Here is a 22,418-nt window from a genome sequence, read left to right as displayed (position 1 = left end):
ACCCCTTTGTAGATTGATGCTGTGAGATGAGGCCGTTTGAGAGCAAACGGCTTGCGGCAGACTAAAGAGATGATTATGACCAAGGTTGAACTGGCAAAACTGCGTACTGTGATCCCCGAAATGCGCCGCGTGCGTCGCATCCATTTTATCGGTATCGGTGGTGCCGGTATGGGCGGGATCGCCGAAGTGCTTGCCAACGAAGGGTATCAGGTAACGGGTTCTGATCTGGCTCGCAATGCGGTAACCGAGCGGCTTGAGGCTTTGGGCGCCCATATCTTTACTGGCCACAGTGCCGAGCACGTCAACGGTGCCAGCGTGGTCGTGGTCTCCACTGCTATCAAGCAGGACAACCCCGAGCTGCTGGCTGCCCGCGAACTGCGGATCCCGGTAGTGCGCCGTGCCGAGATGCTGGCCGAGCTGATGCGTTTCCGTCACGGTATCGCCATCGCCGGTACTCATGGCAAGACCACCACCACCAGTCTGGTGGCGAGCATTTATGCCGAAGCCGACCGCGATCCGACCTTCGTTATCGGTGGCCTGCTCAACAGCGCTGGTACCAATGCCCGTCTGGGCAGCAGCCGTTATCTGATAGCCGAAGCGGACGAGAGCGACGCCTCCTTCCTGCATCTGCAGCCAATGGTCTCTATCGTGACCAACATCGAAGCGGATCACATGGATACCTACGGCGGTGATTTCTCCAAGCTGAAGGCCACCTTCATCGAGTTTCTCCACAACCTGCCTTTCTACGGTCTGGCGGTGGTCTGCATCGATGATCCGGTGATCCGTGGCATGTTGCCCGAGATTGCCCGCCCGACCCTTACTTACGGTCTCTCTGACGATGCGGATGTGCAGGTGCTGGATTTTGTCCAGACCACCAACCACAGCTGCTTCCGGGTGCGCCGCAAAGATGCGGGTGAGTTGCAGGTCACCCTCAACTTGCCGGGGATCCACAACGCCTTGAACGCTGCCGCGGCGATTGCTGTCGCGACGGAAGACGGAGTCAGCGACGATGCCATCATCCGTGCGCTGGCCAAGTTTGAAGGGGTAGGCCGCCGCTTCCAGCAGTATGGCGAGTTCGAAACCGGCCGCGGTAAGGCGATGCTGGTCGACGATTATGGTCACCATCCGAGCGAAGTGAAGGTGACCATCAATGCTGCTCGGGCCGGCTGGCCGGAGAAGCGTCTGGTCATGGTGTTCCAGCCGCATCGCTACACCCGCACTCGCGACCTTTACGAAGACTTCGCTGACGTGCTCTCCAAGGTAGACGTGCTGGTAATGCTGGAGGTTTATGCTGCCGGCGAGGATCCGATCCCGGGGGCAGATGGTCGTGCGCTGTGCCGCTCCATCCGTTCGCGCGGCAATCTGGAACCCATCTTTGTGGCCACGCCAGATGACGTGCCGGCCGTGCTGGCCGACCTGGTTGGCGAAGGGGATCTGGTGCTGACTCAGGGGGCGGGGAACGTCGGAGCGCTGGCCCGTCGTCTCGGCGAGATGAAATTGAGCATAGATAGCATGAAATCTGGTGCCTGAGGGCCCAATGAGTATTTTGACCGCCAAGCCGGGGCCTATATAATGGCGAACCGGTCTGTCAAAAGGCCGGTTTAGCGCGTTACACGGGGATCGAGCGGGTGGAGGCAAGGGCACAGGGGCGCACCAAGGGCGGCTTCATCGCAGGCGTGATGTTTTTCCTGCTGGTGATATGGGGCTGCTACCGGACTGCGCTGGATGTTAAAGGTTGGCTGACGGATGCCAACCGGTTGCCCATGAGCGAGCTGTTGCTGCAGGGGCAACACCAGTATCTGGAAACCGAAGAGCTGCGACTGGCCGTGCTGGATGGCGCAGAGTCACGCAACTTCTTCGAGTTGGATGTTAACGAATTGCAGGCACGGCTTAATGCCTTGCCATGGGTAGCCTCGGTATCGGTACGCAAGAAGTGGCCGAACAAGATCAAGGTCTACCTGACAGAACAGGACGTGGCGGCGCGTTGGAACGGCAACCGCTTCGTTAACACCAAAGGCAAGGTGTTCAGTGCACCGGATCGGGTCAAGACACCGCTGTTGCAGCTGTCGGGGCCGGATGACCAGGCCGCCATGGTGTTGAAAGAGAGTCGGCAGTACGAAGCGCAACTGGCTGCCAAGGGATACAAGTTGCTGGGGGTGAATCTGACCCCCCGCCATGCCTGGGAACTGACCCTGGATGGCAATATCAAGCTGTTTCTGGGGCGTAACGACATAGCGCTCCGGTTGCAGCGGTTTATCGATGCCTTCCCGGCTATCGAACCCCGCGCGCAGGTTGCGTACGTGGATCTTCGATACGATACCGGAGTGGCAGTTGGCTGGAAGAAGAGCGAAGAGAAAGTGCATGACCAACACCGCAGATAGGAATTTGATTGTCGGACTGGATATCGGCACAACCAAAGTGGCGGTTCTGGTCGGTGAAGTATTGCCGGACGGTGAACTGAACGTCATCGGTATGGGCAGTCACGCTTCCCGCGGGATGGAGAAGGGCGGGGTCAACGACCTCGACTCCGTGGTCAAGTCACTGCGCCGTGCGGTGGAAGAGGCCGAGATGATGGCGGATTGCCAGATCAGCTCGGTTTACCTCGGCTTGTCCGGCAAGCATATCGACTGCCGCAACGAGACCGGCATGGTACCCATCTCTGACGAAGAGGTGACTCAGGAAGACGTGGACAACGTGATCCATACCGCCAAGTCGGTCCGCCTCTCGGATGAACTGCGGGTATTGCACGTGCTGCCGCAAGAGTTTGCCATCGACTATCAGGAAGGGATCAAGAATCCGGTCGGTCTCTCCGGTGTACGGATGGCGGCCAAGGTGCATCTCATCACCTGCCATAACGACATGGCTCGCAACATCGAGAAGTGTGTCGAGAAAGTGGGTCTGCGAGTCGATCAGCTGATCTTCTCCGCGCTGGCCTCCAGCTATGCCGTGCTGACCGAAGACGAGAAAGAGCTGGGTGTCTGCGTGGTAGACATTGGTGGTGGCACCATGGACATGTCGCTGTTTACCGGCGGTGCCCTGCGCCACACCAAGGTGATCCCGTACGCTGGCAGCACTGTAACCAGCGACATCGCCTACGCCTTCGGCACGCCGCCGCTCGACGCAGAAGCGATCAAGGTGCGCTACGGCTGCGCTCTCGGTCGTCTGGTCAGCAAGGAAGACAATATTGAAGTGCCCAGTGTCGGCGGTCGTCCGGCGCGCAGCCTGCAGCGGCAGACACTGGCTGAAGTAATCGAGCCCCGCTACACCGAGTTGCTCTCCATGGTGAATGATGAGCTGGTGCGGGTACAAAGCGAATTGAAAGCGCAGGGGGTCAAGCATCAGCTGGCAGCCGGTGTGGTCTTGACCGGCGGCGCTGCCCAGATCGAAGGCATTGTGGAGTGTGCAGAGCAGATCTTCCAGAGCCAGGTTCGGGTAGGGGAGCCCATGAATATTCGTGGCTTGAGTGATTATGTGCAGGCGCCGGTGTACTCGACTGCGGTCGGGTTGCTGCAGTACGGCCGTACACATCAGGCAACAGGTAGCAACAAAGAATATGCCGCCAAGGCAAGCGTCGGTGGTCTGGTCAAACGGGTCAGCAACTGGCTGCGTGGCGAGTTTTAAGAATTTTGCTGAGTCAGGCAAATAAAGCGGAGAGACAACATGTTTGAATTTATGGATAGCCACACTGACGAAGCCGTCATTAAAGTGATCGGTGTAGGTGGCGGCGGCGGCAACGCTGTCGAACACATGGTTCGTCAAAACATCGAAGGTGTCGAGTTCATTACCGTCAACACCGACGCTCAGGCACTGCGCAACTCCAGTGCCAACACCACTCTGCAGATCGGCGGTGGTATCACCAAGGGTCTGGGTGCTGGCGCCAACCCGGAAGTGGGCCGTGATGCGGCTATGGAAGATCGCGAAGCGCTGCGTGAGCTGCTGACCGGCTCCGACATGGTGTTCATCGCTGCCGGTATGGGCGGTGGTACCGGTACCGGTGCTGCGCCGATCGTGGCCGAAGTGGCGCGCGAAATGGGCATCCTGACCGTGGCCGTGGTCACCAAGCCGTTCTCATTCGAAGGGAAGAAGCGGATGGGCTTCGCTGCGCACGGTATCGAAGAGCTCTCCAAGAACGTCGACTCCCTGATCACCATCCCCAACGACAAGTTGCTGAAGGTGCTGGGTCGTGGCATCTCCCTGCTGGACGCCTTCAAGGCGGCCAACGATGTGCTGCTTGGCGCGGTACAGGGCATTGCCGAGCTGATCACCCGTCCGGGCCTGATCAACGTCGACTTTGCGGACGTGCGTACTGTTATGCGCGAAATGGGTACCGCCATGATGGGTACCGGTTCCGCTTCCGGTGATGACCGTGCCGAAGAAGCTGCCGAGAAGGCTATCTCCAGCCCGCTGCTGGAAGACGTAGATCTGGCCGGTGCCCGCGGCATCCTGGTTAACATCACTGCCGGCATGGACATGACCATCGAAGAGTTCGAAACCGTGGGTAACGCGGTCAAGGCCTTCGCTTCCGAGAACGCCACTGTAGTAGTGGGTACCGTAATCGATCCGGAAATGCACGACGAACTGCGTGTGACCGTGGTTGCCACCGGTATCGGTGCCGAGCGCAAGCCGGACATCACGCTAGTCAAGAGCAGTCAGGTGCAAGAGCGCCCGGTACGTCAGCCGTTGGTCAGCGACATGATGCAGGGCCGCGTGATGGACGAAGCCCCGGCCAAGGTGGTTAACGCCGAGCCGCAAGCCCGTCGTGAACCGGATTATCTGGATATTCCGGCGTTCCTGCGCAAGCAGGCAGACTAAGTCTCTTATGAGGCGTGTTTGTCTGTTGCTTAAGGAATGTGCTAAGATGGCCTGCCAACGACCATCTGGTCCGGATTTTAAGCTGTTTAGGGTACACCCATGATTAGACAAAGAACCTTGAAAACGAGTGTTCAGGCGACTGGCGTCGGCCTGCATTCGGGCCGGAAAGTCACTATGACATTCCGTCCGGCTCCTGTGAATACAGGGATCGTTTACTTGCGTACCGACCTGAATCCTGTGGTGGAGCTGCCAGCCAATGCCGATCAGGTGCGTGATACCGTGCTCTGTACCGCTCTGGTCAACGAAGCCGGCGTGCGTGTCTCTACCATTGAGCACCTCTCCGCCGCGTTGGCCGGGATGGGGATCGACAACCTCTACGTCGAGGTTGACGCGCCTGAGATCCCGGTAATGGATGGCAGTGCGCATCCCTTTATCTACCTGCTGCAGGAAGTCGGGATCCGTGAGCAAAATGCTGCCAAGCAGTTTGTGCGGATCAAGAAGAGCATCCGTGTTGAAGATGGCGACAAGTGGGCGGAATTCCACCCCTATCGCAACGGCTTCAAAATGGATCTCGAGATCGATTTCCAGCATCCGGTCTTTGAAGGGCGCAACCAGCGTTGTGTACTGGATTTCTCCGGTGCCTCCTTCGTGAAAGAGATCAGCCGTGCCCGTACTTTCGGGTTCATGCGTGATATCGAGTACCTGCGTTCCCAGAATCTGGCGCTGGGCGGAAGCCTGGAAAACGCCGTGGTACTGGATGACTACCGGGTACTTAACGAAGATGGTCTGCGTTACGAGGACGAGTTCGTCAAGCACAAGATGCTGGACGCAATCGGTGACCTCTATATGTGCAACCGCAGCATTATCGGTGAGTTCCGCGCTTACAAGACAGGGCATGCCCTGAACAACAAACTGCTGCGTGCCCTGCTGGCCGAGCAGGAGGCTTGGGAACTGGTGACCTTCGAGGGTGAGGGCGACAAAGCGCCTATCGCTTACTACGATAACGGTCTGGTTCTGGCCTGATAGCTGTGCAACGGAACGTCGGTCTCCTCTCCGCACCGACGTTCCGTCATTTGTTTACTCCATCCTTTAATACCGACTATCTCCCGGTTTTATTTCCCGTGCAGGCCCATGGCCGCACCTGACCGAGCAGACTGATTTCTATGAGCATTACCCTGATCCTCCACGGCAAGCAGCGACGCAGGTTGCACTTACCAAAACAACGTCTGGCATGGGTCGGCGGTATTGTTTTCTCCCTGTTGGCCCTTGGTTGCGGCTGGCTCTGGCAGAGCTGGCAGCAGAAGATGGATGCGCTTGAAGTGGCGCTGGCCATGGCCGAACAGCGTTCCGTAGACCAGAGCGGCGATGAGGCCCGCGAGCAGCTGGCGATGCTGGCAGCCCAGGTGGGCACCATGCAGGGTCAGCTTGGCCGTCTGAATGCCCTTGGCGAACGGCTGACCGAGCAGGCCGACCTCGATCCCGAAGAGTTCAATTTCAAAGAGCTGCCCCCGATGGGCGGCCCCTCTTACGATGAAGATCTGGAAGTGAGCCTCAACGAGCTGCAAGCCTCCATGAAACATCTCAGCCAACAGCTCAGCAGTCGCGAAGAGCAGCTGTCGGTACTTGAATCTTTCATCATGAATCACCATATCACCGATGCCGGTTTTATTTCCGGCACGCCGGTCAAGCAGGAGCGAGTCTGGGTCTCGTCCGGCTTTGGCGGACGGGTCGATCCGTTCAACGGGCGTGCCAAGATGCACAAAGGGGTGGATTACCGTGGCAAACCCGGGACCCCCATTCTGGCCACCGGGCCCGGCATTGTCAGCTGGGCCGGCCGTCATCCGGAATTTGGCAACATGGTGGAGATTAATCACGGCAATGGTCTGGTCACCCGCTATGCCCACAACTCCAAGTTGCTGGTCGAGGTGGGCACCCTGGTTGATCAGGGGCAGAAGATTGCCTTGATGGGACGCACCGGTCGCGCGACCGGGGTCCATTTGCATTACGAAGTGTTGAAAGATGGTCGTCAGGTAAACCCCGCACGCTTTCTCAGTGCCAGCCGGGGTTAGGTTTTTTCTTCAGGTTCCAGTGACGGAACGCTTTATATAACCAGAAATAGTTGGTACCCATGATTAGCACACTGCTTACCAAGATTATCGGCAGCCGGAACGACAGAACGCTCAAGGCTTTGCGCAAAATTGTAAAACAGATCAATGCCATGGAGCCGCAGTTCGAGGCTCTCTCGGATGCCGAGCTGCAGGCCAAGACGGCCGAGTACCGCCAGCGTCTGGAGCAGGGCGAGACCCTGGAGCAGCTGCTGCCGGAAGCCTTCGCCACTGTGCGCGAAGCCTCCAAGCGGGTATTTGGCATGCGTCACTTCGACGTGCAGCTGATCGGCGGCATGGTGCTGAACTCCAACCGCATCGCTGAAATGAAGACCGGTGAGGGTAAGACCCTGACCGCGACCCTGCCGGCTTACCTGAATGCCCTGAGCGGCCGCGGCGTCCACGTCGTGACTGTGAACGACTATCTGGCCAAGCGTGACGCCGAGGCAAACCGCCCGCTGTTTTCCTTCCTCGGCATGACCGTTGCGTGCAACGTGCCGGGCATGGATGCGTCCCAGAAGCGTGACGCCTATGCGGCCGACATCACCTACGGTACCAACAACGAATTCGGTTTCGACTACCTGCGCGACAACATGGCGTTCTCGCCCGAGCAGCGCGTCCAGCGTCCGCTCAACTACGCGCTGGTGGATGAGGTGGACTCGGTGCTCATCGACGAAGCCCGTACCCCGCTCATCATCTCCGGCCCGGCGGAAGACAGCTCCGAGCTCTATATTCGCGTCAACAAGCTGATCCCGCTGCTGGTCAAGCAGGACAAGGAAGATACCGAAGAGTACACCGGCGACGGTCACTACACGGTAGACGAGAAGAACCGTCAGGCGCTGCTGACCGAAAACGGCCAGATCTTCGTGGAAGAGCTGCTCAAGAAAGAGGGGCTGCTGGACGAGAACGACTCCCTGTTCTCTGCCACCAACATCAGCCTGCTGCACCACGTCAACGCCGGTCTGCGCGCCCATACCCTGTTTGAGCGCAACGTCGACTACATCGTGCAGAAGGACGAGATCGTCATCGTTGACGAGCATACCGGCCGTACCATGCCGGGTCGTCGCTGGTCCGATGGTCTGCATCAGGCGGTCGAGGCGAAGGAAGGGGTCAAGATCCAGAACGAGAACCAGACTCTGGCTTCCATCACCTTCCAGAACTACTTCCGTCTCTACAACAAGCTGGCGGGCATGACCGGTACTGCTGATACCGAAGCGTTTGAATTCCAGCAGATTTATGGCCTGGATACCGTGGTTATCCCGACCAACAAGCCGATGGTGCGTAAAGACATGGGCGATCTGGTCTACCTGACCGCCAACGAGAAGTATGCCGCCATCGTCAAGGACATCCGCGAGTGCGTGGAGCGTGGCCAGCCAGTACTGGTAGGTACCGTTTCCATCGAAAACTCCGAGCTGCTCTCCGGCATTCTCAACAAGGAGAAGATCCCGCACCAGGTGCTGAACGCCAAGTTCCACGCCATGGAAGCGGAGATCGTTGCCCAGGCTGGCCAGACTGGCGCGGTCACCATCGCCACCAACATGGCGGGTCGTGGTACCGACATAGTGCTCGGGGGCAACTGGCAGGCGGAGATCGCCAAGCTGGAGAATCCGACCGAGGCACAGGTTGCCGAGCTGAAAGCGGCCTGGCAGGTGCGTCACGATGCGGTGCTGGCTGCCGGCGGTCTGCATATCATCGGTACCGAGCGTCACGAGTCCCGTCGTATCGACAACCAGCTGCGCGGCCGTTCCGGTCGTCAGGGTGACCCGGGCTCCTCCCGTTTCTATCTCTCCATGGAAGATACCCTGATGCGGATCTTCGCCTCCGATCGCGTGACCGGCATGATGAAGAAGCTGGGCATGGAAGAGGGCGAGGCCATCGAGCACCCGTGGGTGACCAAGGCGATTGAAAACGCCCAGCGCAAGGTGGAAGGTCGCAACTTCGACATCCGCAAGAGCCTGCTGGAGTTTGATGACGTTGCCAACGACCAGCGCAAGGTGGTTTACGAGCAGCGCAACGAGTTGCTGGATACCAACGACATCTCCGAGACCATTCACGTTATCCGCGATGACGTCTATGGCGCCATCATCGATGAGTACATTCCGCCCCAGTCTCTGGAGGAGATGTGGGATGTGCCAGGTCTGGAAGCACGCCTGAAGGCCGACTTCGCCCTCGATCTGCCGCTGCAGCAGTGGCTGGCGGAAGATGACAAGCTGTATGAAGAGAAGCTGCGCGAGCGCATTCTGGATGAAGCCACCAAGCTCTATGCCCACAAGGAGGAGCTGGTCGGCAAAGAGGTGCTGCGCAACTTCGAGAAAGCGGTGATGCTGCAGACTCTGGATGGCCTCTGGAAAGAGCATCTGGCGGCCATGGATCACCTGCGTCAGGGCATCCATCTGCGCGGCTACGCCCAGAAGAACCCCAAGCAGGAGTACAAGCGCGAGTCCTTCGATCTGTTCACCCAGATGCTGGAAACTCTCAAGCGCGACGTGGTCAGCATCCTGAGCCGGGTTCAGGTGCAGGAGCGCGATGTGGAGGCGATGGAAGAGCAGCAGCGCCAGCAGGCCGAGTCTGCCCCCCGCACCTACACCCACGCTGCCGCTGAGAACCAGCTGGCGGACGAAGAGGAAAGTGCTGCCGAGGGTCACACCACCTTCGTGCGCGACGAGCAGAAGATCGGCCGTAACGATCCCTGCCCGTGTGGCTCCGGCAAGAAGTACAAGCATTGCCACGGTCAGTTGACCTGATCGACCCGATGCCATAAAAGGCGGGCCCAGTGCCCGCCTTGTTATTGGTGGCAACAAGCGAACAGAGGTAATTGATGGAACAGAAAAAACGGATCTGGGTGGCCGTTGGCGTCATCGAGAACGAACGGGGCGATATCTTCATTGCCAAGCGCTCTTCCGACCGTCATCAGGGCGATCGCTGGGAGTTTCCCGGCGGCAAGGTGGAGTCCGGTGAGGATCTGCTGACAGCGCTGGATCGGGAGCTGTGGGAAGAGATCGGGATCCGGGTGCAGGATTGTGCTCCCTTCATGGAGCTGCATCACGACTATCCAGAGAAGCAGGTACTGCTCGATATCTGGAAGGTGACCCGTTTCAGCGGTGAACCATTTGGTAAAGAGGGTCAGGAGTGTTTATGGGTGCCGGTCGTCGAATTGCACAATTACCACTTCCCCGATGCCAACGGCCCGATTGTGGCGCGTCTGCAGGCGGCTCAAGCGTAACCTGCCGTTATCTAGCTATGAAAAAAGGGCCGTATGGCCCTTCTTACTTTGCAGAATTGAGCGAGCTCTGGCTTATAGCCACTGGTCGCCCTCTTCTGGCTCCGGCAGCAGATCCGGGTTGATCTCTCCGGGGATCCGCTTCTCCTCATCGGCCCACTCGCCGAGATCGATCAGCTGGCAGCGCTTGCTGCAGAAGGGGCGAAACGGGCTCTGCGGGCCCCATTCCACTTCGCTCTGGCAGGTCGGGCACTTTACCTTGGTGACCATAAGCACTCCCTAGCAGCAGGCGAGCTGGAATGGCACATCGCCAATCGGCTGTTCGCCGGTTGGCAGGAAGCGCAGCGCAAAGCGGTTCTTGTGGCCGCTCAGGGTGGGGTAGCAGCAGAGGTTGCCCGGCAGCTTGATGCGGATAAGCTCGGCGCTCTCGGCGGTGTCCTGAAAGAAACCATTGGTCGCTACCTGCTCGCTGAAACTGCCTGATTCGCGCCACAGGCGCAGCAACAGGGTGATGGCATTCATCAGCAGGGTGATGTCGCTAAGCCACAGCTGCATCTGCTGATGGCGGGTAATGGCTGGCGTACCGAGCCAGTGGTGCAACTGCGGTACGTCGAAGGCACACAGGCCACCCGGGATGGAGAAGCGCTGACGGATAGAGCCGAGCAGGCGATCCTCTTTCAGGCGAGCGCCGGGACGCGGGGAGTTGAGCAGGCTGCGGGAGAGCTGGCTGCTCTCGTGCTGCATCTGCTTGATCTGCTCCAGATCGACGTCGGGCAGGCTGGCCCAGTGGCTCAGGCGCTGGCCGAGACGCTCGAGATCCTTGATCAGGTCGGCACGCAGGTCACCACGCTCCAGCAGCTCCTGCAGATCGAACAACCCTTTGAAGAAGGCGATATGAGCCCAGGGCTGGTCGTTCTCCAGATTGTCGCGGATCTGGGAAAACAGGGATTCCAGACGAAGATAGGTCCGGCTTTTTTCATTGAGGGGGAAATCGTAAATCATGCCTAATCCTGGCCAGCCATAAATCCGGCCTAGTGTACTCACTGTTAACCAGCTTGTTGAGAGGCAAATGCCAGATATGTTTCGTGCAGCGTTAAAATCCGCGCTTTTATCGCCATTTCGCTGCCATTGAGGTTCTCGATGACATCATCCGCCGCTGCCAGGCGCTCCGACCGGCTCGCCTGTGCCGCGATGATGGCCTTGGCCTGTTCGGCGGTAACGCCATCCCGGCGGCAGGTGCGCTCGATTTGGGTCGCCTCGTCCACATCGACTACCAGTACCCTATTGGCCAGACCGGTGAGTTTGTTTTCCACCAGCAGCGGCACGGCCAGCAGACAATAAGGTGAGCGGGCTGCGGCGCACTGGCGCTGCATCTCATTGCGAATGAGCGGGTGGAGCAGGGCATTGAGCCATGCTTTGGCCGACGGATCACTGAAAACCCGTTCGCGCAGGGTGCGGCGGTCGAGTTGACCGCTCGGCTCAATCACATTCGGGCCAAAATGGTCGGCGATGGCGGCAAGAGCAGGGGTGCCCGGCTCAACGACCTCGCGGGCGATCACATCGGCATCCACCACCTCGATACCCAGCTCGGCAAACTGATTGGCGATGGTGGTCTTGCCGCTGCCGATGCCGCCGGTTATTGCAACTACATACATGAGTCAGAGCGCCTGTTTTAGAGGATGGTGGTGAGATACCAGCGGGTGATGGTATCGCCCCATAGCAGCGCAATCCAGCCCGCGATGGCGAGGTAGGGGCCAAAGGGGATGGGGTTACCCTGATGGTGTTTGCGCAGGGCAATGAGCGAGATGCCGATGATGGTACCAACCAGGGATGAAAGCAGCAGTATGATCGGCAGTGCCTGCCAGCCGAGCCAGGCTCCTAGTGCCGCCAGCAACTTGAAGTCGCCATAGCCCATCCCTTCCTTGCCGGTCAGCAGTTTGAAAGCCCAGTAGAGGCTCCAGAGCACCAGATAGCCCGCCATGGCGCCGATCACCGCATCAGCAAGCGGTGCAAAACCACCGCTCAGGTTGAACAGCAAACCGCCCCACAGCAGCGGCAGGGTGAGCTGGTCTGGCAGCAACATCTTGTCGAGATCGATAAAGGTTAGGGCCACCAATACCCAAGTCAGCAGCAGAGCAGCCAGTGTACCCCATCCCGGCGTTATCACCATGGCTACTGCCACCGAGAGCAGTGCTGTCAGCAGTTCAACCAGCGGATAGCGGGCTGAGATAGGGGCTTGGCACTCACTGCACCGTCCCTTGAGCCAGAGCCAGCTCATCAGCGGGATGTTTTCCAGTGCTGTGATGGCATGGCCGCAATGGGGGCAGGCCGAGCGCGGTACCATCAGGTTGTAGCGCGGTTCGGTTGCTGGCTCTTCCTCGGGGGTGAAGTAGCCTCGATATTCAGCCTGCCACTCCCGTTCCAACATAATGGGCAAGCGATGGATCACCACGTTGAGAAAGCTGCCGAGCATCAGGGAGAAAATAAAAACCAGCGAGAAGTAGAGCCAGGGCAATCCGTGAGCCAGCTCGAGAAGAAGTGTCATAACCAACCGTCAGTTATCAAATGAGGGGGAGGGCATGGTTGTGGTGCCATGCCCTGATAAATCAGCCTACCACGTCGCCCAGCTTGAAGATGGGGAGGTACATGGCGATAACCATGCCGCCGACCAGCACCCCGAGCACCACCATGATAAGAGGTTCCAGCAGGCTGGTGAGGCCATCGACCAGATCATCCACCTCCTGTTCGAAGATGGTGGCGACCTTGGAGAGCATATCATCGATGGCGCCGGACTCCTCACCGATCATCACCATCTGAATCACCATGTCGGGGAAAAGATCCACGGTTCGCATCGCCACGTTAATCTGCATGCCGGCTACCACCTCGTTGCGAATGGCCATCACGGCGGTGCGATAGACGTAGTTACCCGAGGCTCCTGCAGCTGAAATAAGCGCATCTACCAGCGGGATACCGGCTGAGAAGGTAGTCGACAGGGTGCGGGCAAAGCGGGCCATGGCGGCTTTGTGCAGGATCATCCCGACTACCGGAATAGTGAGCACAAACTTGTCGGTATTGTCTTTTACTTTCTGGGAGGCTCGCCAGGCTCGGACATAGAGAAAGATGGCCAGTGCAGTTCCGCCGAAGAAGACATACCACCAGTTCTGCATAAAGCGGGAGATGCCGATAACAAACTGGGTAAAAATGGGGAGTTCGGCGCCGAAGCTCTTGAAGATGTCTTCGAATTGCGGGATGACGAACAGCAACAGGATGGAGGTAACGACAATCGCAACCAGGATAACCATGGTTGGGTAGAACATCGCCTTCTTGATCTTCGACTTGAGTGCTTCTGATTTTTCCCGATAGGTGGCGATGCGGTCATAGATGGTTTCCAGTGCGCCGGACTGCTCGCCAGCCTCAACTAAATCGCAATAGAGGTCATCGAAATAGAGAGGATGGCGGCGCAGCGCTTCCGACATGGGGGTGCCGGTTTCTACATCAGCGGCTATTTCTCCCATCAGTTCGCGCATGGATGCTTTTTCGTGGCTGCGGGCGATGATTTGCAGGCTTTGTACCAGAGGGACACCGGCGGATAGCATGGTAGTGATCTGGCGCGATACGATGGCAATATCCATCGGTTTGATCTTGGCGCCGCCCTTGGAGAAGAGCCCCTGACTCTTCTTGGCAACCTTGGTGACATTGACGCCCTGCTTGCGCAGCTCTGCCTTCACTGTGGCTATGTTCTCTGCTTGAAGCTCACCAGAGACTTTTTGTCCTTTGCGGTTTACCCCTTGCCAGCGAAAGGCGAAGACTTTTTTTGGGGCATTGGTTTTCTTGATCAGCGTTGCCATCGATGCATCCTGCAAATGGACTGGAGGGAAGAGGATAACCCCTGAGCCGTCAGATTTGATGTCTTGCCTCAGCGGCCGACTGTTATCCGGTCAATATCTTTTACCCATGTTTATGCACTCTGATGCCTGCTATCAGGATGAGCAATCAATTTGTCGTCACCCGGTTGACCTCTGCCAGACTGGTGACGCCAAGGCGAGCCTTTTCCAATCCAGACATACGCAAGGTACGCATCCCCTCTTTCTGGGCTATCGCCGCGATCTGTAGTGAATTGGCGCCCTGCATGATCAGCTTTGCTATGTTTTCCGACATCAGCATGATCTCGTAGATACCGACCCGCCCCTTGTATCCGCCCGAGCACTCCTTGCAGCCGACCGGTTTGAACAGTCGCAGCCCCGCCGCCAGTTGCTGCTGAGTAAAGCCCAGCTCCAGTAATTCTGCTTCCGGCACTACTTCGGGCGCCTTGCAGTGGTCACACAGTTTGCGTGCCAGCCGCTGGGCCATGATCAGGGTCACCGAGGAGGCGATATTAAAGGCTGGCACCCCCATGTTCATCATCCGGGTGAGGGTTTCGGCGGCGGAGTTGGTGTGCAAGGTGGAGAGCACCAGGTGACCAGTCTGCGCGGCCTTGATGGCGATTTCGGCGGTTTCGAGATCGCGGATCTCCCCCACCATCACCACGTCCGGGTCTTGCCGCAAGAAGGATCGCAGTGCGCTGGCAAAGGTCAGCCCAGCCTTGGGGTTGACCTGTACTTGGTTGACTCCGGGCAAGTTGATCTCCACAGGATCTTCGGCGGTGGAGATGTTCACCTCGGTAGTGTTGAGAATATTGAGACCGGTATAGAGCGAGACCGTTTTACCCGAACCGGTCGGGCCGGTGACCAGAATCATTCCCTGCGGCTTGGAGAGTGCACGCAGATATTGCGCCTTTTGGCGATCGTCAAAACCGAGCTGTTCAATGTTGAGTCGGGCAGCCGAAGAGTCGAGCAGACGGATAACGATCTTCTCTCCCCACATGGTTGGCAGGGTGTTGACCCGCATATCCATCGACTTGTTACGCGACAGCTTTAGTTTGATGCGACCATCCTGCGGCAGCCGCCGTTCGGCGATATCGAGCCGCGCCATGACCTTGAGGCGTGCAGAGAAACGGTTGGCCAGATTGACTGGCGGGGTTGCCACTTCATGCAGTATGCCGTCGATACGAAAGCGAATGCGATATTTCTGCTCGTAGGGTTCAAAGTGCAAGTCGGAGGCGCCGCGCTTGATGGCATCCATCATGATTTTGTTGATGTATTTGACGATGGGAGCATCATCATCAGCGGTATTGACGCTCTCATCGAGCCTGCTGCTCTCATCGGATACTTCGAGGTCGGAAATTTCAGATTCATCGATATCCTCCATTCCGAGAGCATCGTTCTCACTCTCCAGCAATTTTCCTATTGCCGCTGTGAGCTTGTTCTCCTCGACCAGCAGCGCCTCGGTATGCAGGCCGAAGCTGAAGCCGAAGTCTTCCAGTGCCGACACATTGGTCGGGTCAGACATGGCGATATAGAGGGTATGCCCCTGAGTGTAGATAGGCAGCACATGATGCTTCTCAATCAGCTTCTGATTGAGGTACTTCTGCGGGATCTCGGCCAAATCGAAGGCAGCAAGATCCAGCAGAGGTACCCCATACTCCAGCTCGCAGAAATCGGCGAGAGCCTTGCTCTCAAGGATCTCGTTCTCGATCAGGAAGGTTACAAAGGGCTTACGCTGGGCCTTGGCCTGGCTCAGATAACGTTGGGAGTCTTCTTCACTGATCAGTGAAGAAGCGGCCAGGCTTAACGCCAGGCCGCTATTGGGAGAGGAGGTCATGCTAAATTAGCAAACACCAGCAGCAATACAGGTTGAGCCACTAACAACCGACCATACTACTTGGCCGTTTGCACCTGTTCCATCGAGCATATATGTGAATGCAACGGGCGCAACTCCTGTTGCTGTAATTCGTGCAGCGCTGGCAGCTCCTGCGCCAACTGTTACGCTACCGACAAAACCACTGGCTCCTGCTGCAGATGGTATACCACCACTACCATTCTGATCGCATACTGACATATCCCCACCAGTTTGATAGCACACTTCGATTGCTGTTTTAAAGGCACCGGTAGCTGAGACAACTTCAGTAAATTTTGCCTTTTGGGTGTAAGTCTGATACGCCGGCAGTGCTACCGCGGCCAGAATGGCGACGATCGCCACAACGATCATCAGTTCTATAAGGGTAAAGCCTGATTGTTTCTTCATTTCAAATATCCTTTTGTCCTTGGTTCCTGGGAAGTGCCGATGGAAAATCATCCACACGTCAGTATCTTATCCGAGCTATCAAGGGTGGCAACAGAGATCGCTGCCTTTGTTAACCACTTTTCTGTCATTTGCTAAAAACATGATGAAAATCATATAGCAAGCAGTTTCTATCGACTCTTTTTATCGGTTGTAAAGGGCCCGCCATCACACTCCTTATGCTGAGGGTTCCTGCCATAAAGAAAAGGCGCCTGAGGCGCCTTTTGCAAGTCCATGATCTGTTATCTATCTTCCCGTTCACGTAGGAATTGCGTGCATCTTCCTGTCAGAGAAAACGCATCGAGAGATCGAGCGCCTGCACATGCTTGGTCAGGGCTCCCACAGAGATAAAATCGACGCCGGTGGCGGCAAATTCGGCCAGGGTATCGAGGGTGACATTACCGGATACTTCCAGCTTGGCTCGCCCCTGATTGATGGCAACTGCTTCACGCATCATGGTCACATCGAAATTGTCCAGCATCACGATATCGGCGTTGGCTGCCAGCGCCTGTTCCAGCTCGGCCAGCGATTCGACCTCCACCTCTACCGGTTTGCCCGGATTGAGATGACGAGCCTCATTAATCGCTTCGGCGATGCCGCCACAGGCAAGGATATGGTTCTCTTTGATGAGATAGGCGTCGTAGAGACCGAGGCGGTGATTCTTGCCGCCGCCACAGGTTACCGCGTATTTCTGGGCAGTGCGCAGCCCCGGGATAGTCTTGCGGGTGTCGAGTAGCCGGCAGTCGGTTTCCTCCAGTTCAGCCACATAGCGAGCGGTGAGGGTGGCAACGCCGGAGAGGGTCTGGACGAAGTTCAGCGCATTGCGCTCGCCGGTCAGCAGCAAGCGGGCTGGGCCGTGGAGGCGGAACAGCTCCTGATTGGGAGAGATCACCTCGCCATCCTGCACCTTCCACTCCACCTTCACCTCGCCGCCGAGTTGTACGAACACCTCGTCGACCCATGGCTGGCCGCAGAATACTCCGGCTTCACGGGTGATTACCCGGGCGCTGGCCATCCGGTCGGCAGGGATCAGCTGGGCCGTGATATCGGCGCTGGCGTCCGGTTGGTCGAGCGTAGTGAGGGCATCGCCCAGATCTTCGAGTAGTGCGGCGCGTACGGCGCGGCTGACATCCTGTTGAAACATGCCTTATTCCTGCAAGGGTCTGAGCAGCAGTTGCCGCTCTTTTTGAACCAGCTCCAGCCGGCCCAGGGCGTTCATGCCAACCAGCACCTCGTCGCCCTCTGCCGCCGGATTGATAAAGATGGCCAAATCGTACAAGGTCAATGGCCCCATCGCCAGCGTTTCGATGGTGCCGTTGCCGACCCGGATCTGACCCGCAGCCGTGTTGACCTGGCTGCTGCCGCGGGCTGTCAGACCCAGCCGCTCGGCAACCTGCTGCGGGATGGTGACACGAGTGGCGCCGGTATCGAGCAGCAGTTGCACCGGGTAGCCGTTGATGGCACCCTCCAGACGATAGTGGCCGCTCTGGTCAGCTTGCAGCAACAGTTCGCCGCTGGCGGTGACGCTGGGTTGGCTGCGGGAGTGAAAATAGAGGGTCAGCAGACCCATCAGAGAGAGCCAGGCCAGTAACCACATCCAGCGTGCCGTGTGCTGCATATCCCAATCCATTGCGAGCGGAAGATGACTCAGCCTAACACACCATTTCCCACAGATTCAGCGGCTTGGTGGCAAGATGCCAGCCCGGATCGCGCTTTTCTGTTCAACCCGTATCGAGTAGCCGATGACCCATTCTTACCCCATTTTTTCCATCGATGATGCCGGCTGGTGCCAGCAGGCTCGCCGGGTGCCTTCTCCCCATCACAACGAACGGGCCGCGTCGGACGATATCTCCCTGCTGGTGGTGCATGGCATCAGCCTGCCGCCGGGGGAGTTTGGCGGCCCCTTTATCGACGACCTTTTTATGGGGCGGCTCGACCCCGAGGCTCATCCCTATTTTGCCGGTATCCATCAGCTGCGGGTTTCGGCCCACTGCCTGATCCGCCGCGATGGCGAGCTGGTGCAGTATGTGCCGTTTGGCGCGCGCGCCTGGCACGCCGGGGTATCGAGTTGGCAGGGGAGGGAGGCGTGCAATGACTTCTCCATCGGCATCGAGCTGGAGGGGACGGACGAAACCCCCTATACAGATGCACAATATTTCGCACTGACGGGGCTCACCCGAGCCATCTCCGCCCGTTACCCGGCAGTCACCATGGAAAAAATTGTCGGCCATTGCGATATCGCGCCAGGGCGTAAAACGGATCCGGGGGAGAGTTTTCAGTGGTCACGCTTCCGCGAGATGCTCAATAGTTAAAGTAAATATTCAAATTTAGTTTGGGTTTTAAAATCAATGGCTTGCCTCTATGGCAGGCCATTTTTGTTTGTGGTTGCGCAAATGTTATTTGTGAGCCAGCTCAAGAATATTGGTAAGACCAATTTCTATGAGCCAAATCATGTTTACCCCGCTTTACCTCTTATTGGGTGGTGGTGATTCTTGATTCAGATCATCTTTTGAGTGGACTTTTGACAAGGCCTCTGCTAATTTTCGCCCCATTCATGAAATTGGTAATACCAATTTAACAAAGTAGCCTCATGCCCTATCGCAAGATTACGCAACCCAAGTTGGCCGACTCCATTGTCGCCGAGCTGGAACAGATGATTCTGGAAGGAAGTTTGCAGCCGGGGCAGAAATTGCCTCCCGAACGCGAACTCGCCATCCAGTTTCAGGTATCGCGCCCCTCGCTGCGCGAAGCCATCCAGCGACTTGAAGCTCGCGGGTTGCTCTATCGCCGTCAGGGCGGTGGCACTTATGTGCAGAATGCCCTGAGCAAGGGGATCGCCGATCCCCTGTTCGAACTGCTCAGCACTCACCCGGAAGCCCAGTATGACCTGCTGGAGTTTCGCCACGCACTGGAAGGCATCTGCGCCTACTATGCTGCGTTGCGGGGTACCGCTGCTGATTTCGAGCGCATTCGTCAGGTGCAGACCACCATCGAAGAGGCGGGCCAGTTAGGTTCGCTGGTGGCCGAATCGGCAGCCGTTACCCAGTTCTATCTGGCGGTGGCCGAGGCGTCCCACAACGTGGTGCTACTGCATCTGCTGCGGGCCATGAGCCCGATGCTTGAGCAGAACATTCTGAGAAATAACGAGATTTTGAATCGCCGCCCGGGAGTGGTAGCCAAGATCCGACGCCATCGTGCGAATCTGATCGAAGCCATCCTGTCGGGGGCTCCGGAGCGGGCCAGAACAGCTTGTCATGAGCATCTGGCCTTTATCGAGGACACCTTGTTGGATATGCAGAGGGAAGACAGCCGGATCCAGCGATCCATGCGTCGGATCCGTCAGCAGGAAAACTAATCCCACAAGGCTTTATTGTCGAATGCTTGCGCCCTTCGCCGTGCAATGCCGTGCAATCACAACAAAATAGGAACCAGCCATGTCTGATATCCTGAAGAACGATGTGGACCCGATAGAAACGCTGGAGTGGCTTGCCTCTCTGGAATCCCTGCTGCGTGAAGAGGGTCCCCAACGCGCTCAGTTCATCCTTGAACAGTTGGCCGAGAAAGCCCGCGCAAGCGGTGTGGACGTGGCTGCCAAGGCAAACCGCGATTACATCAACACCATTCCGTCCAGCGAAGAGCCGGACTACCCGGGCGACCTGGAGATGGAGCGCCGCATTCGTGCCATCATCCGCTGGAACGCCATGATGATCGTGCTGCGCGCCTCCAAGAAAGACCTGGACCTGGGCGGTCACATGTCTTCCTTCGCTTCTTCTGCGACCATCTATGATGTCTGCTTCAACCACTTCTTCCGTGCTCGCAACGAGAAGGATGGTGGTGACCTGGTTTACTTCCAGGGTCACATCTCCCCGGGTATCTATGCCCGTGCCTTCGCCGAAGGTCGTCTGACCGAAGAGCAGCTGGACAACTTCCGTCAGGAAGTGGATGGCAAGGGTATCCCTTCCTACCCGCACCCGAAACTGATGCCGGACTTCTGGCAGTTCCCGACCGTATCCATGGGTCTGGGCCCCATCGCTGCCATCTATCAGGCTCGCTTCCTGAAGTACCTGACCGACCGTGGCATCAAGGATTGCTCCGAGCAGACCGTTTACGCCTTCCTGGGTGACGGCGAGATGGACGAGCCGGAAGCCAAGGGTGCCCTGACTGTTGCCGTGCGTGAAAAGCTCGACAACCTGGTGTTCGTGGTCAACTGCAACCTGCAGCGTCTGGATGGCCCGGTTGTTGGTAACGGCAAGGTTATCAACGAGCTGGAAGGCCTGTTCGCCGGCGCCGGCTGGGACGTTACCAAGGTTATCTGGGGTCGCAAGTGGGATGAGCTGCTGCGCAAGGATACCTCTGGCAAGCTGATCCAGCTGATGAACGAGACTGTGGACGGTGACTACCAGACCATGAAGTCCCGCGACGGTGCCTACATCCGCGAGAACTTCTTCAACCGTTACCCGGAAACTGCCGCGCTGGTCAAAGACATGACCGACGAGGAGATCTTCGCTCTGAACCGCGGTGGTCACGATCCTCGCAAACTGTTCGCTGCATTCAACAAAGCGACCCAGACCAAGGGCAAACCGACTGTTATCCTGGCCAAGACCATCAAGGGTTACGGCATGGGCGAAGCGGCCGAAGGCAAGAACATCGCTCACCAGGTCAAGAAGATGGAGCTGGACTCCGTGCGTCACCTGCGTGACCGCTTCAACCTGCCGGTGGCCGACGAGCAGCTGGCTGACCTGCCTTACCTGAAGATCGAAGCGGGCAGCGAAGAGCACAAATACCTGCACGCTCGTCGTGCGGCCCTGAAAGGCTACCTGCCGACCCGTCTGCGCGAGAGCACCGACAAGCTGGAAATCCCGGCGCTGGATGCCTTCGCTCCGCTGCTGGGTGAACAGGCGCGCGAAATCTCCACCACCATGGCGTTCGTGCGTTCCCTGAACGTGATGCTGAAAGACAAGTCTATCGGCAAGCGCATTGTTCCGATTCTGGCTGACGAAGCCCGTACCTTCGGTATGGAAGGTCTGTTCCGCCAGATCGGTATCTACAGCCCGCACGGTCAGCAGTACACCCCGCAAGACCGCGACATCGTCTCCTACTACAAGGAAGACAAGCAGGGTCAGGTTCTGCAAGACGGTATCAACGAGCTGGGCGCCATGTCCTCCTGGCTGGCTGCTGCTACTTCTTACAGCACCAACGACTGCCCGATGATCCCGTTCTACATCTACTACTCCATGTTCGGCTTCCAGCGGATCGGCGACATGGCGTGGGCAGCCGGTGACCAGCAAGCCCGTGGCTTCCTGCTGGGTGCAACCTCCGGTCGTACTACCCTGAACGGCGAAGGTCTGCAGCACGAAGATGGTCATAGCCACATCCTGGCTGGCACCATCCCGAACTGCATCTCCTACGACCCGTCCTACGCCTATGAAGTGGCGGTGATCGTACAGGACGGCCTGCGCCGCATGTACGGTGAGAACCCGGAGAACGTGTTCTACTACATCACCACCCTGAACGAGAACTACGCCATGCCGGCCATGCCGGAAGGCGCCGAGGAAGGCATCCGCAAGGGTATCTACAAGCTGGAATCCGTCGCCGGTGCCAAGGCGAAAGTGCAACTGCTGGGTTGCGGTTCCATCCTGGGTCACGTGCGCACTGCTGCCCAGATCCTGGCAAGCGAATATGGCGTGGGCTCCGACGTGTTCAGCGTCACCTCCTTCAACGAGCTGGCTCGTGATGGTCAGGACGCGGATCGCTGGAACATGCTGCACCCAACCGCCGAAGCTCGCGTACCGTACATCGCTCAGGTACTGGGTTCCGAAGCCACCATCGCTGCGACCGACTACATGAAGTCCTTCGCCGATCAGGTCCGCGCCTTCGTTCCGACCGAGAACTACCGCGTGCTGGGTACCGACGGTTACGGCCGTTCCGACAGCCGCGCCAACCTGCGTCGTCACTTCGAAGTGAACGAGTTCTACGTGGTGGTTGCTGCCCTGACCGAGCTGGCCAAGCGCGGCGAGATCGACAAGCAGGTTGTGGCCGATGCCATCGCCAAGTACGGCATCGATGCCGACAAGATCAACCCGCTGTACGCGTAAGTGGATCAAGGGTCGCGCCAACATGCG

General features: G+C 57.9%; 20 protein-coding genes. 11 read left to right on the top strand and 9 right to left on the bottom strand.

Features of this window, described 5'->3' with window-relative positions:
- The first annotated feature begins 75 nt into the window (after nt 1-75).
- The 8 genes from murC to mutT all read left to right on the top strand — a co-directional run bounded on the left by murC (nt 76) and on the right by mutT (nt 10,140).
- Complete coding sequence (gene murC, locus NOM67_RS13635; RefSeq protein WP_071913394.1) at nt 76-1,530, top strand: UDP-N-acetylmuramate--L-alanine ligase; 1,455 nt, start codon at nt 76-78, stop codon at nt 1,528-1,530.
- A gap of 98 nt (nt 1,531-1,628) precedes the next feature.
- Complete coding sequence (locus NOM67_RS13630) at nt 1,629-2,381, top strand: cell division protein FtsQ/DivIB (RefSeq protein ID WP_033115385.1); 753 nt, start codon at nt 1,629-1,631, stop codon at nt 2,379-2,381.
- On the top strand, nt 2,362-3,621 hold the full coding sequence (gene ftsA, locus NOM67_RS13625) for a cell division protein FtsA (RefSeq protein ID WP_005336148.1): 1,260 nt from the start codon (nt 2,362-2,364) through the stop codon (nt 3,619-3,621). The genes NOM67_RS13630 and ftsA overlap by 20 nt, the downstream gene beginning before the upstream one ends.
- Before the next feature lie 39 nt (nt 3,622-3,660).
- A complete protein-coding gene (ftsZ, locus tag NOM67_RS13620; RefSeq protein ID WP_005336147.1) occupies nt 3,661-4,812 on the top strand; it encodes a cell division protein FtsZ in 1,152 nt (383 codons plus the stop codon).
- A gap of 99 nt (nt 4,813-4,911) precedes the next feature.
- Nucleotides 4,912-5,835, top strand: a complete 924-nt coding sequence (gene lpxC, locus NOM67_RS13615; protein ID WP_005336146.1) for a UDP-3-O-acyl-N-acetylglucosamine deacetylase — start codon at nt 4,912-4,914, stop codon at nt 5,833-5,835.
- 140 nt (nt 5,836-5,975) lie between these two features.
- The gene (locus NOM67_RS13610; protein ID WP_255937930.1) at nt 5,976-6,881 is read left to right on the top strand and encodes a M23 family metallopeptidase; all 906 of its coding nucleotides are present in this window, start codon (nt 5,976-5,978) and stop codon (nt 6,879-6,881) included.
- Nucleotides 6,882-6,940: 59 nt separating this feature from the next.
- The gene (secA, locus tag NOM67_RS13605; protein ID WP_255937927.1) at nt 6,941-9,661 is read left to right on the top strand and encodes a preprotein translocase subunit SecA; all 2,721 of its coding nucleotides are present in this window, start codon (nt 6,941-6,943) and stop codon (nt 9,659-9,661) included.
- 74 nt (nt 9,662-9,735) lie between these two features.
- Nucleotides 9,736-10,140 carry an 8-oxo-dGTP diphosphatase MutT gene (gene mutT, locus NOM67_RS13600; protein WP_216995041.1) on the top strand — a complete coding sequence of 135 codons (405 nt, stop codon included), beginning with the start codon at nt 9,736-9,738 and terminating at the stop codon, nt 10,138-10,140.
- A gap of 72 nt (nt 10,141-10,212) precedes the next feature.
- Here the strand turns inward: mutT and yacG are convergent, their stop codons facing one another.
- From yacG to NOM67_RS13555, 9 genes are all read right to left on the bottom strand, one after another.
- Entirely contained in the window at nt 10,213-10,407 is a 195-nt protein-coding gene (gene yacG, locus NOM67_RS13595; protein WP_005336142.1) for a DNA gyrase inhibitor YacG, read from the bottom strand.
- Between the two features lie 9 nt (nt 10,408-10,416).
- A complete protein-coding gene (zapD, locus tag NOM67_RS13590) occupies nt 10,417-11,139 on the bottom strand; it encodes a cell division protein ZapD (RefSeq protein WP_041210678.1) in 723 nt (240 codons plus the stop codon).
- 44 nt (nt 11,140-11,183) lie between these two features.
- A complete protein-coding gene (coaE, locus tag NOM67_RS13585; protein WP_255937918.1) occupies nt 11,184-11,792 on the bottom strand; it encodes a dephospho-CoA kinase in 609 nt (202 codons plus the stop codon).
- 17 nt (nt 11,793-11,809) lie between these two features.
- Entirely contained in the window at nt 11,810-12,682 is an 873-nt protein-coding gene (locus NOM67_RS13580; protein WP_255937916.1) for an A24 family peptidase, read from the bottom strand.
- A gap of 61 nt (nt 12,683-12,743) precedes the next feature.
- Entirely contained in the window at nt 12,744-13,985 is a 1,242-nt protein-coding gene (locus tag NOM67_RS13575; protein ID WP_255937914.1) for a type II secretion system F family protein, read from the bottom strand.
- A gap of 145 nt (nt 13,986-14,130) precedes the next feature.
- Complete coding sequence (gene tapB, locus NOM67_RS13570; RefSeq protein WP_033115377.1) at nt 14,131-15,837, bottom strand: PilB family type IVa pilus assembly ATPase TapB; 1,707 nt, start codon at nt 15,835-15,837, stop codon at nt 14,131-14,133.
- A gap of 6 nt (nt 15,838-15,843) precedes the next feature.
- Entirely contained in the window at nt 15,844-16,260 is a 417-nt protein-coding gene (locus tag NOM67_RS13565) for a prepilin-type N-terminal cleavage/methylation domain-containing protein (RefSeq protein ID WP_255937910.1), read from the bottom strand.
- Between the two features lie 322 nt (nt 16,261-16,582).
- The gene (gene nadC / locus NOM67_RS13560) at nt 16,583-17,440 is read right to left on the bottom strand and encodes a carboxylating nicotinate-nucleotide diphosphorylase (protein WP_255937908.1); all 858 of its coding nucleotides are present in this window, start codon (nt 17,438-17,440) and stop codon (nt 16,583-16,585) included.
- Nucleotides 17,441-17,443: 3 nt separating this feature from the next.
- Nucleotides 17,444-17,914, bottom strand: coding sequence for a TIGR02281 family clan AA aspartic protease (locus NOM67_RS13555; protein ID WP_255937906.1), 471 nt, complete (start codon nt 17,912-17,914; stop codon nt 17,444-17,446).
- A 124-nt stretch (nt 17,915-18,038) separates the two neighbouring features.
- Between NOM67_RS13555 and ampD the strand changes: the two genes are divergently transcribed.
- From ampD to aceE, 3 genes are all read left to right on the top strand, one after another.
- Complete coding sequence (ampD, locus tag NOM67_RS13550) at nt 18,039-18,608, top strand: 1,6-anhydro-N-acetylmuramyl-L-alanine amidase AmpD (RefSeq protein WP_255937904.1); 570 nt, start codon at nt 18,039-18,041, stop codon at nt 18,606-18,608.
- A gap of 278 nt (nt 18,609-18,886) precedes the next feature.
- Complete coding sequence (pdhR, locus tag NOM67_RS13545; protein ID WP_139394041.1) at nt 18,887-19,651, top strand: pyruvate dehydrogenase complex transcriptional repressor PdhR; 765 nt, start codon at nt 18,887-18,889, stop codon at nt 19,649-19,651.
- Nucleotides 19,652-19,730: 79 nt separating this feature from the next.
- Nucleotides 19,731-22,391 (top strand): pyruvate dehydrogenase (acetyl-transferring), homodimeric type, encoded by a 2,661-nt coding sequence (gene aceE / locus NOM67_RS13540; RefSeq protein ID WP_041210670.1) that lies wholly within the window; start codon nt 19,731-19,733, stop codon nt 22,389-22,391.
- The last annotated feature ends 27 nt before the right edge of the window (nt 22,392-22,418 follow it).

Origin of the sequence: Aeromonas sp. SG16, from assembly GCF_024436135.1 — a bacterium.
GTDB classification, from domain to species: Bacteria; Pseudomonadota; Gammaproteobacteria; order Enterobacterales; family Aeromonadaceae; genus Aeromonas; species Aeromonas jandaei.
The sequence above is the reverse complement of the archived record's forward strand: the minus strand, read 5'-3'. Positions and strand labels throughout refer to the sequence as shown.

Excerpts from the sequence above, each read along its gene's own strand:
- murC (WP_071913394.1), top strand. The coding sequence starts at position 76 with ATGACCAAGGTTGAACTGGCAAAACTGCGTACTGTGATCCCCGAAATG.
- ftsA (WP_005336148.1), top strand. The coding sequence starts at position 2,362 with ATGACCAACACCGCAGATAGGAATTTGATTGTCGGACTGGATATCGGC.
- ftsZ (WP_005336147.1), top strand. The coding sequence starts at position 3,661 with ATGTTTGAATTTATGGATAGCCACACTGACGAAGCCGTCATTAAAGTG.
- lpxC (WP_005336146.1), top strand. The coding sequence starts at position 4,912 with ATGATTAGACAAAGAACCTTGAAAACGAGTGTTCAGGCGACTGGCGTC.
- NOM67_RS13610 (WP_255937930.1), top strand. The coding sequence starts at position 5,976 with ATGAGCATTACCCTGATCCTCCACGGCAAGCAGCGACGCAGGTTGCAC.
- secA (WP_255937927.1), top strand. The coding sequence starts at position 6,941 with ATGATTAGCACACTGCTTACCAAGATTATCGGCAGCCGGAACGACAGA.
- mutT (WP_216995041.1), top strand. The coding sequence starts at position 9,736 with ATGGAACAGAAAAAACGGATCTGGGTGGCCGTTGGCGTCATCGAGAAC.
- yacG (WP_005336142.1), bottom strand. The coding sequence starts at position 10,407 with ATGGTCACCAAGGTAAAGTGCCCGACCTGCCAGAGCGAAGTGGAATGG.
- zapD (WP_041210678.1), bottom strand. The coding sequence starts at position 11,139 with ATGATTTACGATTTCCCCCTCAATGAAAAAAGCCGGACCTATCTTCGT.
- coaE (WP_255937918.1), bottom strand. The coding sequence starts at position 11,792 with ATGTATGTAGTTGCAATAACCGGCGGCATCGGCAGCGGCAAGACCACC.
- NOM67_RS13580 (WP_255937916.1), bottom strand. The coding sequence starts at position 12,682 with ATGACACTTCTTCTCGAGCTGGCTCACGGATTGCCCTGGCTCTACTTC.
- NOM67_RS13575 (WP_255937914.1), bottom strand. The coding sequence starts at position 13,985 with ATGGCAACGCTGATCAAGAAAACCAATGCCCCAAAAAAAGTCTTCGCC.
- tapB (WP_033115377.1), bottom strand. The coding sequence starts at position 15,837 with ATGACCTCCTCTCCCAATAGCGGCCTGGCGTTAAGCCTGGCCGCTTCT.
- NOM67_RS13565 (WP_255937910.1), bottom strand. The coding sequence starts at position 16,260 with ATGAAGAAACAATCAGGCTTTACCCTTATAGAACTGATGATCGTTGTG.
- nadC (WP_255937908.1), bottom strand. The coding sequence starts at position 17,440 with ATGTTTCAACAGGATGTCAGCCGCGCCGTACGCGCCGCACTACTCGAA.
- NOM67_RS13555 (WP_255937906.1), bottom strand. The coding sequence starts at position 17,914 with ATGCAGCACACGGCACGCTGGATGTGGTTACTGGCCTGGCTCTCTCTG.
- ampD (WP_255937904.1), top strand. The coding sequence starts at position 18,039 with ATGACCCATTCTTACCCCATTTTTTCCATCGATGATGCCGGCTGGTGC.
- pdhR (WP_139394041.1), top strand. The coding sequence starts at position 18,887 with ATGCCCTATCGCAAGATTACGCAACCCAAGTTGGCCGACTCCATTGTC.
- aceE (WP_041210670.1), top strand. The coding sequence starts at position 19,731 with ATGTCTGATATCCTGAAGAACGATGTGGACCCGATAGAAACGCTGGAG.